11 protein-coding genes are annotated in these 12,773 nt (G+C 50.1%); all 11 read right to left on the bottom strand.

The window, feature by feature from the left end:
• Positions 1-144 precede the first annotated feature (144 nt).
• Positions 145-735, bottom strand: a complete 591-nt coding sequence (locus tag MKX74_RS20005) for an RDD family protein (protein WP_341179591.1) — start codon at positions 733-735, stop codon at positions 145-147.
• Positions 736-808: 73 nt separating this feature from the next.
• On the bottom strand, positions 809-1,369 hold the full coding sequence (locus tag MKX74_RS20010; RefSeq protein ID WP_341179592.1) for an RDD family protein: 561 nt from the start codon (positions 1,367-1,369) through the stop codon (positions 809-811).
• A gap of 262 nt (positions 1,370-1,631) precedes the next feature.
• Positions 1,632-1,757, bottom strand: coding sequence for a hypothetical protein (locus MKX74_RS20015; protein WP_341179593.1), 126 nt, complete (start codon positions 1,755-1,757; stop codon positions 1,632-1,634).
• 276 nt (positions 1,758-2,033) lie between these two features.
• Positions 2,034-2,579, bottom strand: a complete 546-nt coding sequence (locus MKX74_RS20020; RefSeq protein ID WP_341179594.1) for a GNAT family N-acetyltransferase — start codon at positions 2,577-2,579, stop codon at positions 2,034-2,036.
• A gap of 546 nt (positions 2,580-3,125) precedes the next feature.
• Positions 3,126-5,888, bottom strand: a complete 2,763-nt coding sequence (locus MKX74_RS20025; protein ID WP_341179595.1) for a S9 family peptidase — start codon at positions 5,886-5,888, stop codon at positions 3,126-3,128.
• A gap of 30 nt (positions 5,889-5,918) precedes the next feature.
• Positions 5,919-6,839 carry an ABC transporter permease gene (locus tag MKX74_RS20030; protein ID WP_341179596.1) on the bottom strand — a complete coding sequence of 307 codons (921 nt, stop codon included), beginning with the start codon at positions 6,837-6,839 and terminating at the stop codon, positions 5,919-5,921.
• A gap of 16 nt (positions 6,840-6,855) precedes the next feature.
• A complete protein-coding gene (locus MKX74_RS20035) occupies positions 6,856-7,773 on the bottom strand; it encodes an ABC transporter permease (RefSeq protein ID WP_018885030.1) in 918 nt (305 codons plus the stop codon).
• Positions 7,774-7,868: 95 nt separating this feature from the next.
• Positions 7,869-9,431 (bottom strand): ABC transporter substrate-binding protein, encoded by a 1,563-nt coding sequence (locus tag MKX74_RS20040; RefSeq protein ID WP_018885031.1) that lies wholly within the window; start codon positions 9,429-9,431, stop codon positions 7,869-7,871.
• Positions 9,428-10,639: a M20 metallopeptidase family protein gene (locus MKX74_RS20045; protein WP_341179597.1), complete on the bottom strand. Its 1,212-nt coding sequence runs from the start codon at positions 10,637-10,639 to the stop codon at positions 9,428-9,430. Before MKX74_RS20045 ends, MKX74_RS20040 begins: the two co-directional genes overlap by 4 nt.
• Positions 10,640-11,386, bottom strand: coding sequence for a FadR/GntR family transcriptional regulator (locus MKX74_RS20050; RefSeq protein WP_341179598.1), 747 nt, complete (start codon positions 11,384-11,386; stop codon positions 10,640-10,642).
• A 153-nt stretch (positions 11,387-11,539) separates the two neighbouring features.
• Positions 11,540-12,769, bottom strand: coding sequence for a trans-sulfuration enzyme family protein (locus tag MKX74_RS20055; RefSeq protein WP_341179599.1), 1,230 nt, complete (start codon positions 12,767-12,769; stop codon positions 11,540-11,542).
• Between the last annotated feature and the right edge of the window lie 4 nt (positions 12,770-12,773).

Genomic DNA, 12,773 nt, shown 5'->3' on the forward strand with positions numbered 1-12,773 from the left:
TCTGCATCTATAGGTCCTGTATGAATCAGCAATCCACATGACGACAGCTTCTCAATCAACGCAAAAAAGCCCCGCAGTTCAGCTCATACTGATGCGAGGGCTCTTCGTAAATAACCGTTCTGAACAATTTATCCTATCTTCGCATTAACGGAAAGAACCGGGATCTGGGTAAGTTGGCATTGGCGCCATTCCCATATTCGGCTCCCCTGCTTGAGTGGCCTCCATTTGTTGCATTTTCTTCGTATAGTCCAATACATTCTTGTTCACTACATAGGTGCGAGCGATCATATCATGAAGCGCTTGCTTGTGCTGAGTGAAGCCTGCCATAATATGCCCGACTCCCAGCGTTGCCACTGTAACCAGTCGACACCAATAGCGAACACTAGCCTGGCCAAAGGTCAGCGGATTCATCGCTTCATCTACAACTACAATCCCCAGCGCCATTTTCCCTACGGTTCCTTGAACCTTAGACGACTCCATCAAGGCGTAATAGAGCCACACCCCTAAGCTTAATGGAAGCGCAGCAAGAAAAGGGAGCATCATACTGAAAAAAACCAGGAGCGCACTTACAGCCCCGGGGTCTTCACCATCAATAGCCATAGCTAGCCCTACGGGTATAATCGACAGCGGAATAAGTATAATTGAAATAATCATGCCAAGTATAGAACCTGCAGTACCAATAATAAAAGAATCAATAACATAAGCTCCTAGTCGTTTCCAAAAACCTGCATGCATTGCTCGTACCTCCAGCATTCAATGATGTAGTCGTGTTATCAGCATAGAGCCATAGCACCGTAAAAGAGCCCCATTAGTCCAGATGCTCCGAGCCTCCAGGAGATACTTCCATTGATGAAGAAGCCTCCATCTGCTTGGCATACGCCAGTACATTCTTGTTCACTACGTACGTATGGGCGATCATATCATGAAGCGCCTGCTTACGCGTAGTGAAGCCTGCCATAATGTATCCGATCCCTAAGGTAAGTAAAGACACGAACTGACTCCAGAAGCGGGCGCTGGCTTGGCCAAAGCTAACTGGCTTCATTTCTGCATCCACCACCACGATGCCCAAGGCCATTTTCCCTACCGTCCCCTGCACCTTGGACGACTCCATCAGGACATAATACAGCCATACCGAGGCGACATTCGCCACAGAGGATAGTAAAATAAGTATGACCATCATAAAGACGCCAATCATATCAGACTCTGTTGATCCTAGCTTTTCTAATGATGCAACAATAAGGCCTATCATCCCTAGAAACAAAGGGCTCAGGACAAGCATGAATCCTAACACCGCCACAGTGCCTCCAAAATATATGATGATGAAGTCTATCACATAGGCTCCTAGCCGTTTCCAAAATCCTGCATACATTTCAATTACCTCCGGCATTCAATACGGGCCACCGTTCTGTACAACCACATGAGAAACGCTTCAAACACCTTCACCTTGATGTCAGGTCCATACCGACTTACTGGCGAAATCTGTCACATTGACTAATATAGTAGATTTAGCACAAAAAGAAAAGGTAGCTTTATCCAATCATTGGAATCAGGCTACCCTTGCCTATAGATTATTTGCCATGCTCCCCGTACACGAAAGCAGCCACAATCTTACAATGCCTGCCTGAATTGACTTAATCTTTTCTTAAAGCGATGGAAGGTGAAGCTGGCTCCGGTTGGGGAGACAGCGACGAATCGCCCATACGTAATGCACCCATCTGTGCAGCCTCCAATTGCTTCATCACTACGTTCTTGTCCACAACTGGTGGAATATTCTAAAAATCAATATAGTGCATTTGCTACAAAAAAACAGGCACCATTCTCCATAATATCGGAATTAATGGTGCCTTTACCTGTAGATCCAGCTGCATACAATTGTGTTGCATGTACTAAGCAGAGAATCATATTGTTTGGTTAGTATTTTACTATGCAGCTCAGGGCTAGAATTGGTCATGTAAGCTCTGGGCTAACATGGGTCATGGTCGGAACTATGATTCATACTCCGCTAAATGTTCATACTAGGCAATGCTTAATCATTAACTCTGCTTAACAGAAGCTACAGCGTGCTCCTCTTCAATCTCGTAGCGGTAGCATAGCACCTGATGTCCATTGTTAAGGAAGCTGTAGAAATCATCCTTCACAAAGCCAAACTTCTCGTACAGGCCGATGGCCTGAACCATCCGCTCACCTGTATATAGATATACGTAGGGCTGCTTCCACACGTGGGAGGATTGAACGCATTGCTGAAGTAAGGCACGAGCTACACCATGCCCCCTCCAGTCGGGATGCACAGCAAGCAGGCGGATGAATGGATAAGGTATCGGCGACTCGAATCCTTCGTAAGCCTTCGCTGCCGTCTCAAATAGCTGGACGGTTCCAATGATGCGATTCTCGATTTTGGCCACCCACAGCTCCTTAATCTCTGGATTATGGACCGATTCTCTGATCTCTTTGAGGTATTGCTCCCATGCCTCTTTCTGCTCATATGTCTCCTGATACTGCATATAACCTGCAACGAGTACATCGATAACAGCCGGATAATCCTCCTTTAGCGCAGGCTCAATGACTAAAGTGGTTGCCATATCTCTTCCTCCTCTCACCTATGCCAAGTTAACATATGGAAATTATAAAAATTATATCATAAGGCCTGTAACATATCTCATTCAATAAATCTATCATTCATTCGGAATATTCAATAAGACGCATGGGCAAGGCTGCCATATATGTGTCTTGTATCTTGTGTCTTGTGTCTTGTGTCTTGTGTCTTGTGTCTTGTGTCTTGTGTCTTGTGTCTTGTGTCTTGTATATATGTGTCTTGTATATACGTATCTTATACTTACGTGTCTTATGCGTTACATACTTGTTTTCTAGATCCGAGTCCTACATCTCACATATCACATATCACATATAATGCAAGTATCAACTGTGCTCATCCATAGTAGTCGATTTGTAGTCGATTTGTAATGACTATGCGTTCATGTGTAGTTCGTGTGTAGTTCATGTGTGGTTCATGTGTCGCCCATGCGCCTACCCTGTTACGACAAATGGCCTCGCCCATGACACGGACGAAGCCATTTGAAACAGGTACTTATACCTCTGCTACTGATACTGATACTGCTATTGCATCATTAGTTGGAGACTTTTAGCTTGATGGTTACACATACCCGAGGATCATCATTAGAGATTCCATCCTGGATCGACGCTTCATGCTCTTCCTCAACCACTTGCCATTGCCGCTGAAGCATAACCTGGAGCGTGTTCAGCTCTTGCGGATGAAGCCACAGCTGACGTAGGGAGTTCTCATCCTGAATATAGTCTCGTTCTGCCTTCCGCCCAAAGCGAAAATCAAGCAATCGTTTGACACCATTGATATGAAGGAACTTGAACTCGTAGCCCTCGCGTAGAGCTCGCTCCCAATCCTCTTTCAGCTCCTCCGCTGTCTGAAGACGTTCAAGCACATCCATTCCTGGCTCCTTCACCTTGGACAGCAAGGAATCCAGTTTACGGCTACGAAGAGCAGCAACGATCACCTCCACCGGCTCGCCGCTAGACAGCATGTTCTCCATCAGCAGCCCTACCGGAATAGAAAGACGTACACGCTCAGAATTGGATGGATGGCCTACACCGGTATCTATCTCGTTTGTCGTAGCAGCATTCGTTCCGCGATTACTAATATGATCACTATTACTTACTACACTATTCGGGTCGTCATTCAGATAGCGTGCGAACCAAGCATTGACATGGTTAAAATTATCTACGCGCAGCGATGGCTTGCCGCTCTTGAGCATCGAATGATTGCACCCTGGGAAGCGTACGAGTCTTGTCGTCCGGCCATGACGCTTGAGCGCCGTATAAAGCTCATCAGCCTGAGCAATCGGTGTACGCAGGTCTGCTTCACCGTGCAGTAGCAGTAGTGGAGTTCGGATATTTCGGACATGCGCCAATGGGGATCTGGACCAGAGCATCTCCAGGTCATCAATAGGATTACCCCCAACGACTCCCTCGACATAGGAAATACCAATGTCACTTGTACCATACAGCGTAATCCAGTTCGAAATGGACCGATGACTCACAGCCGCCCGGAATCGATTCGTCTGCGACACAATCCAGTTAGTCATGACTCCACCATAACTGCCGCCACCAACGCCCAACCGATCCGCATCCAAGAAATGATAGCGCTCAAGGGCAGCATCGACGGCTTCCATCAAATCCCGATAATCGCCCCCGCATACATCTCCGCGACAGGCTCGTGCAAATTCCTGCCCGTAGCCCATGCTACCACGCGGATTCACCCACAGTACGGCATAGCCTTGAGCCGCCAGTGTCTGTAATTCATGACTGAACGTTCCCGTGTACATCGCATGTGGACCACCATGAATCTGCAAGACTAATGGAACCTTCCCGTGTATCCCGGCATTTTCAGATGTCGCTACTGCCTCAGTTGGCTGCTCCGGCCACATGATCCAGCCCTGAATGGTCAAGCCATCCGTGGCTGTGAAGCTAAAGCGTTCTGGAGTAATGACCTCCAATTCGGCAAAATAATCATCATTCAGCCGTGTCAGTCGCTCTACTTTACCTGAATGCAGGTCTGTCCGGTAGAGCTCCGCAGGCAGCTTGTCTGTCAGTGCAGCTGTGATCAGTTGCGTCCCGTCCGGTGATAGGGTGTATTGGTAAATATCCTTCTCCCCGGACCCGGTTACAGAACGAACAACTCCATCCCTATCAATACGATAAATGTCGACAGTTCCTTCATGGGTCCCCGGTACATAGACGGCAAGGTCCTTACTTGCAGGATCCATCTGCGGTGCGCGGGAAGGCGCAGCAGACTTCATATCACTTAATGCCGCATTACCAAGCTGCATATCCAGTTCTGGTGCCAGCAGCTCCGGTCTGCCGCCAGCGACGGGCACAAGATATAGCCGCAGATGACTGCCGCTGCCGTAGAGTCGGTCACTTGCAAGCAGTGTCAGTTGCGTCCCGTCACCTGCATAGGCAATCTGCTCAATAAGCAGCTCGGATACGGTTATCTTGCGAGGCTGCTCCCCATCAAGGTTAGTCTCATAAATATCTGTAAAATACTGCAAATCCGCATCCAGTGTGGTGTCTTCCACTTGCTTCGACACGAAAGCGAGCTTATAACTATCAGGTGACCAGACTGGCGCAGTTGCATTCCAGGCTCCATAGGTAAGCCGTTTTACTTCACCGCTCTCAAGCTCATAGATGAACAAATGGGTGTATTTTCCGTCCCACCAGCCACTCCCCTCGGCTCTTGGTGTAGTACGATCGTATACTTTACCAAGCAGCGGACCTGTTCCGGTTTTTGGCGAATCAAGCTGTACAGCTCCATTATGCACAGACTCTTGCTGGTTGGATCGACTCAGCTCGGATGGAATCGGATGGGATTGGCTCTGACTGGATTGACCCTGATCAGATGGGCTCTGAGCAGATTTAACATGAGCAGCAGCTGTCTCCGCAGTCACTGCCGGACCTGAGCCGACCTTACGTGTGAAAGCCAGATACTTTCCGTCAGGAGACCATATGAATTGCTGAATGTTATGGTCTGGTGTAATCAGTAATGTCGGTTCAGTGGTGCTGAGCCCCTCCGATGCATCTACTGTCAGGGTCCACAGACCTTTTCCTCCTGCTTCCGTCCGTAGAAAAGCAAGCCTCGTACTATCAGGCGACCAGGCAGGGGAAGAATCTTTTCCGCCTTCAGTCAACGGTTGATCATGACCCTTCGCATCAATGAGACGAATATTCGTCGCGTAGGCATTATTTTCTCTGTCCACCGTCTGCTCGATATAGGCAATGCTGCCGTCTGCAGCAACCGTCGGCTGGCTTGGCCAACGATAGCCGTAAAGATCCTCCGGCATGATGGGGCGCTTCTTCATTCCTGCCACTCCTTCCTGTTATTGCAGCTTTTATTCTTTGACCATACGCGGGTCAAGCAGATCACGCAGCCAATCACCCAGGAAAATAACCCCCAGCACCGTTACCGTAATAGCGATACCTGGAAAGGTTGCCACCCACCAGCTTGTAGCTACGTATTGCCGACCATCGCTAAGCATACCACCCCAGGATACATCCGGAGGCTTGATACCAAGGCCGAGAAAGCTGAGTGAGGCTTCCATAATGATGGTCGTCGCCACGTTCATTCCAGAGATGACAATGAAGGAAGACAGGATGTTCGGCATAATATGCCGCAAGATCAGCCGAAAGTTATTCGCTCCCATGGCCTTTGCCGCGAGAACATAGTCCAGCTCCTTAACACCAAGCACTTCACTGCGTACGATCCGTGTATACGACACCCAGTTCGTTACGCCGATGACGAAGATGAGCGTCGTAATGCCCGGTCCGACGATCGCCATGACTACCAGCATGAACAGAATCGTCGGAATAGCAAGAAAAGCATCACCGACACGCATAATCAAGGCATCCAGCCATTTTCCATAAAAGCCGGATAGCAGCCCCAGCACAGCTCCGATGGCACCGGAGACAAGTACGGCACCCACTCCGACGATTAGCGATACTCTGGCTCCATATACAATTCGGCTCCACATATCCCGTCCCAGATTATCTGTTCCTAGCCAATGCTCTGCAGAGCCGCCATCCAACCAGGCTGGAGGCTTGAGCCGATTCAAGGGATCTACTGCGGCCGGGGCGTATTGGGTCAGCAGCGGAGCGAACAGGGCCAGCAGCGTGACCACAAATACCAGACATGCTCCCAGCATCCCCGTCTTGCTCGACCACAGCTGCTTCCAGACACTGTACCCCCTTACAGGCTGGTGAGCTGCAGGAGCTTCCGGCAGCGAGGTTAGGCGGGTAAATTCATTAGCTGCCATCGTACTCCACCTTTCTCTAGTTGAATTTGATCCGTGGATCCAGCAAGCGATAGATCACATCGGTCAAAATATTCGTCAGAACAACAATCAGGGCAATCACAAAGACTGCGGCCTGTACAATCGCCATATCATGCGTGTTCACTGCGACGACCAGCAGTTGTCCGAGACCGGGCCAAGAGAATACGGTCTCCGTAATCAGCGTGCCGCCAATTAAGCTTGTGAATTGCAGACTGATAATGGTAACCAGTGGAACCAGTCCATTGCGAAAGGCATGTCTCATGATAATCACGAAGTTCGACAGCCCCTTGCTGCGGGCCATACGGATATAATCCTGATTCAGAATTTCGAGCATGCTGGACCGTAGAAGTCGCGTCATCTGCGCAGCCAATCCGAATCCAAGCGTGAACGCGGGCAAAATCAGATGAGATACGCCACCCCTGCCAGATACAGGCAAGACGCCCCACATGACGGAAAGCAATAAAATCAGCATAATCCCGACCCAGAAATTTGGCATCGCCTTACCGATAACCGACAGAGTAGAGATCAACAAATCCGTATAGGTGTTGCGTTTCACGGCTGAGATAATACCTAATGGAATTGCCATGATCACCGCCAGCACCATCGCCGCCGCCGCAAGCTCAAAGCTGGCTGGCAGACGCTCCAGCACCAGGCGAAGAGCAGGCTCACCATAACGGAAGGATTGTCCGAAGTCCCCCTGCAGGGCATCTCCTAGAAATTTGACATACTGCACATGCAACGGCTGATCCAGTCCCAGCGCCTGAGTGAGCACCGCCCGATCCTCAGCCGTAGCTGTCTCTGGCAGCATCAAGGCAACCGGATCACCTGTTACCCTCACCAGAACGAAGACGATCAGGGATACGATCAGCAGAACCGGAATGACCTGTAGCAGTGATTTTACAATATATCTCCCCAAAGACCGGTTCACCTCCTATCCTCATAAGAAAAAAAGGAACGGCCGGAACAGGAATGTCCCGGTTCCAGCCATTCATGCAATTGTAATGTCAGCCATTATTGTGCAGGTGTAATCTCGTCCGCATAGAACATTTCATCCACACGCGGCTGGTAGTTCACTTTGGAGTTCGTACCGTACACACCTTCCATTTGGTACAAATAGACTGCTGGACGCTCTTCAGAGAAAATTTGTTGTACTTGCTGGTACTCTTTCTCACGAGCAGCAGGGTCCATATTCACCAGTGCAGATTGCAGCAACTTCTCTACCTCAGGGTTGTTGTAATCCGACTCACCCTTCGCTTCCTCCAGCATATAACGGTTGTAGTTATTGGAAGCATCGAACAGGGAGTTACCGATTCCGATCATGAAGATTTCCTTGAAGGACTTGGAGCTGTAACGCTCACTGAAAGCACTTGGTTCCAATACATCCAGATTGATCTTGAAGCCAACCTGCTCCAGCATAGCTGCTACAACCTCAGCTTGCTCCTTGTATACCGTAGATACAGAGATCGTCATCTCAGCTTGTCCTTCGGCATAGCCTGCTTCCTTCAGTAGCGCACGTGCTTTATCCTGATCATACTGTGTTGTCTTGTAGAGCGAAGGGTCCGCTCCGAAGTTACCTGGTGTCACGGAAGTACGGGTCACAATACCTGCTCCACCAGCAATGCTGTCTACCAGGCCTTGCTTGTCGATTGCCAGTTCAATGGCTTCGCGTACTTTAGGATCTGCTGTAATGCTTCCTTCGGTCTGGCGGAAGATCAACTGCAGTACACGTTGGATTGGCGCTTTGACAATCTTCTTGTCTGCTTCGGCTTCAATGCGAGCTACGTCGGTGGACGGAATGCCTGCCGCTACATCTACGCCGCCTGCCAGCAATTCAGATACACGAGTGGATGCTTCAGGAATGACACGGAAGACTACACTATCCCATTTAGGCGCATCGCCAAAGTAATTCTCATTCTTCACCAGCTCGACACGGTCATCCTTGTTCCATTTGCTGAACTTGTATGGGCCTGTACCCACTGGCTGCTTCAGAAATTCATCCATACCTTTTTCTTCAATATATTTAGCTGGCAAAATGCCTGCACCCATCTTGGACAGACGGTTCAGCATGATCGGGTCCGGTCCGTCTGTGATGATATCTACGGTGTACTCATCTACAGCCTTGACCTCAACGATATTTTTGAAGTAGCTGTTCTGCTTCAAAGCGCTGTCTTTGGCTACACGCTCAATTGTGAATTTCACGTCTGCAGAAGTGAACGGATCACCATTGTGGAAGGTTACGCCTTGACGCAGCTTGAAGCGCCATGTAGTGTCATCCACTTGCTCCCAGGATTCAGCAAGCCCCGGTACCTTCTTCTGCTCGCTGTCGTTCTTCACCAAATAATCAAAAACGTTAACCAGTACCGCTTCACTAGCTGTGTTGTTATTGTTGTGCGGATCGAAGCTCTCAATGTCCGTTGAAGTAGCAATCGTCAGCGTCTTGCTTGTCTCGCTACTGCCCGAATCCGTCGCTGCTGAATCTGTAGCAGGGCTTGTCGTTTGACCGCCGCAAGCGCTCAGGACGACCACCAATGCCAATACTGTTAACCATAAGCTAGCCCATTGTCTCTTTTTCATTTTGCACGCTCCTTCTGAGGTGTGGTATGTCTTGCCAAAAACTCTAGTGCAACAGCTGACAACAGGCCGACGCCGTAAGGCATGACCGATTCGTCGAGATCGAACATGGGATGATGAAGCGGATAACGAGTCCGTTCCTCATCATTGCCGGAGCCAAGACGGAAGAATACTCCCGGAATCTGTTCTCCATAAAAAGCAAAATCCTCACCGCCAGTAGACGGCTTGATACTGCTCCAGCCCTTGGCCCAGTCCAGACCGTTGATCGTATCTGTAAGGAAATCCACCATTCCGTCATCATTGACGACAGGCGGGTAGCCATCCCCATAGACAACCTCGTGTCCTGCTCCAAATGAAGCACAGACACCGCTGACCACCTGCTCAATCAGCTCAGGCATCTTCGCACGTAGCCCTGGTGACAGGGTACGCACCGTACCGATCATCTCGACCTCTGGAGCAATGGCTGTCCCCATGTAACCCCCGGTAATCTTGCCGATGGTCACAACGACAGGCTCCAGCGGATCTACCATACGACTGGCGACATTTTGCAGCGCCGTAATGACCTGAGCCGATACGGCTATCGCATCAATCCCTTCATGCGGCCGTGCAGCATGCCCTCCTTTGCCAAATATCCGGATAACCAAGGGATCTGCCGAGGCAAAGGCTACTCCTTTGGTTACACCAACGGTGCCTGTATCCATGCCTGGTGTCACATGTAGACCTGCAATTGCATCGACCTGCGGATTCTGTAGAGCGCCATCCTGTATCATGGCACGAGCACCGGCCAGACCTTCCTCTGCTGGTTGGAATATGAACTTAATGTTGCCGGATTTCGGTCTGCCCAATCCCGTGAGCAACTCAGCCGCACCCATCAGCATGGAGGTATGGGCATCGTGCCCGCACAAATGCGCTTTGCCCTCCGTTTGGGAGCTGTACGCAGCCGCTTTCTGATCCTGGATCGGCAGCGCGTCCATATCAGCCCGTAGGGCAATCGTCGGTCCGTCACTCTCTCCTCGTAGTAGTCCAACAACCCCTGTCTGTCCTACATTACGGGTCACTTCCAGCCCGAGACGCTCCAAATGCTCAGCGACGATAGCCGAGGTTCGCACCTCCTCATATCCGATCTCTGGATGCTGGTGGAAATCTCTTCGCCACGTCGTAAGGCGTGACTGGAGTGATTGCCCAAGCTCCAACAATTGCGTATGTACCATCTAATGTTCCTCTCCTTCCTGAGATTCCTTGGCGATCAATCTCGCATAGATTGCTTCTGCCGAGAACTTGATATGGTTCTTCATTCGCTCCCGTGACCGCTCAGGGTCATGCGCCTTCAGCGCTTCAAGAATTTCAGAATGGACCCCATAATTAATCGAACGAATCTGCTCATTGTAAGGCATCAAGTCGAGTGCAGGATTAATCTGGGTACGGATCTGGCGAACCGCTGATTCCAGATAGGAATTGCCTGAGGCTTTTGCAATTGCAAGATGGAACTTGACATCGAGCGCCCGGAACCACTCGCGGGTACAGTCTGGTTCGATGCTCTGCTGGATGTAATCCTCCAGCTGTTGCAGCTCGCCTGCGGTGATCCGCTCAGCGGCCAGAAAAGCGCCCTCAGGCTCCACGATGGTTCTATATTCGAACACCTGGAGCATGTGCTCCCAATCCCTCTTTATCTCAGCGATCGTCCGCCTGTGGGCATTGCCGGTAATCGGCAGGACGAAGGTACCGCCCTTGGCTCCAACCCGCTTCTCGATGAGCCCTTTCGCCTCCAGCACAGCCAGTGCTTCTCGAACCGTGATGCGGCTTGCATTGAATATCTCCGCCAGCTCACGTTCGGATGGAAGCTGCTCCTCACTCATGATCTCCTTGAGAATGATCGCTTCCTCCAGTTGCTCTCGAATGAATTCACTCACCTTGATGGAGGATACTTTCTCAAATTGGAATGGCAGCTGGTTAAGCATGTAAACACTCCGATCGTATAATGTCTAGACCTTATACCATTAGGCTTATACTCATAATATAATTCCGACTAAACTTATATGCAATAGTTTTTTTGTATATTTTTTGATTATTTTATTGAATAGCACGTATAAATACGAATATCTTGCTCTTCCTCAATTAACTTCTTCCTTCACAGCAGGCCTGGATAGCAGCCCCTGCTGCTTCACCTGCTCCAATGCCTGCTCCAGATCAGCCACGATATCCATTGGGTCTTCCAAGCCGACGGACAAGCGAATCAGACCATCCGTGATACCGAACTTCTGCCGTTCCTCCTGCGGAATCGAGCAATGCGTCATACTTGCCGGATGCTGCACGAGCGTCTCCGGATCACCCAGACTGAAGGAGATCATCGCCAGCTCCAGACTGTTCATGAAGCACTTGGCTGCCTCCATCCCTCCAGCTACTTCAAAGGATACGATACCTCCCATGTCATCCATCTGGGACATAGCCAGTTCATGCTGGGGATGGCTTGGTAGTCCAGGGTAATGCAGCGCGATGATTCCAGGATGCGAATCCAGAAATTCCGCTACGATGCGGGCATTCGTGCAATGGGTACGCACACGCAAACCCAAGGTTTTGAGGCCCCTAAGAATCAGAAAGGACTCCCAGGCATTGAGGTTCTGACCAAGATCCCCAGCAATTCTTTTCCGTATAAAATCAATGACCTCTGCCCTACCTACAACAAAGCCTGCCACTACATCTCCGTGACCGTTGAGATACTTGGTCGCACTGTGCACAACCACATCGGCTCCAAGCTCCAATGGGCGCTGCAGGCATGGCGTCAGGAAGGTATTGTCCACAATGACTGGAATCCCCTTCGTACGGGCAAGATCAGCAATACTACGCAGATCCAGTACCGTCAGCAGCGGATTGGAAGGCGTCTCGACATAAATTGCTTTTGTATTAGGTCTGATAGAAGCTTCGATCCGAGCGAGATCGGTACAGTCCACAAAATCATAGCTGATCCCAAAGCGTGGTCCCATCTGTGTGACGAAATTATAGGTCCCCCCATAGATATCCTTGGTCACCACCACATGATCTCCCTGCTGCAAAAAAGCAAGCAGAGCAGAAGAGATGGCAGCCATCCCGCTGCTGAGCCCGATAGCATCCTCGCCCTTCTCCAGATATGCTATTTTCTCCTCCAATGTACGCGTAGTCGGATTGCCGTACCGCCCGTAGTAGGTCCCCTCGGCTTGTCCTGCAACTACAGCAGCAGCTGTATCCGTATCAGGAAAAGCATATGCTACAGCTGGCACAATAGGCTGGGATACCGCCCTGGTCTTGCCATCAGGCTGTTGCCCCACATGAACCGCTGCGGTGTCGAATCTCCACTTTTTATCCATCTAT

This window comes from Paenibacillus sp. FSL K6-1230 (assembly GCF_038002385.1).
In the GTDB taxonomy this organism is placed as follows: domain Bacteria; phylum Bacillota; class Bacilli; order Paenibacillales; family Paenibacillaceae; genus Paenibacillus; species Paenibacillus massiliensis.

Bases quoted from the DNA above. Each gene is read 5' to 3' on its own strand.
- MKX74_RS20005 (WP_341179591.1), bottom strand. From the start codon at position 735: ATGCATGCAGGTTTTTGGAAACGACTAGGAGCTTATGTTATTGATTCT.
- MKX74_RS20010 (WP_341179592.1), bottom strand. From the start codon at position 1,369: ATGTATGCAGGATTTTGGAAACGGCTAGGAGCCTATGTGATAGACTTC.
- MKX74_RS20020 (WP_341179594.1), bottom strand. From the start codon at position 2,579: ATGGCAACCACTTTAGTCATTGAGCCTGCGCTAAAGGAGGATTATCCG.
- MKX74_RS20025 (WP_341179595.1), bottom strand. From the start codon at position 5,888: ATGAAGAAGCGCCCCATCATGCCGGAGGATCTTTACGGCTATCGTTGG.
- MKX74_RS20030 (WP_341179596.1), bottom strand. From the start codon at position 6,839: ATGGCAGCTAATGAATTTACCCGCCTAACCTCGCTGCCGGAAGCTCCT.
- MKX74_RS20040 (WP_018885031.1), bottom strand. From the start codon at position 9,431: ATGAAAAAGAGACAATGGGCTAGCTTATGGTTAACAGTATTGGCATTG.
- MKX74_RS20045 (WP_341179597.1), bottom strand. From the start codon at position 10,639: ATGGTACATACGCAATTGTTGGAGCTTGGGCAATCACTCCAGTCACGC.
- MKX74_RS20050 (WP_341179598.1), bottom strand. From the start codon at position 11,386: ATGCTTAACCAGCTGCCATTCCAATTTGAGAAAGTATCCTCCATCAAG.
- MKX74_RS20055 (WP_341179599.1), bottom strand. From the start codon at position 12,769: ATGGATAAAAAGTGGAGATTCGACACCGCAGCGGTTCATGTGGGGCAA.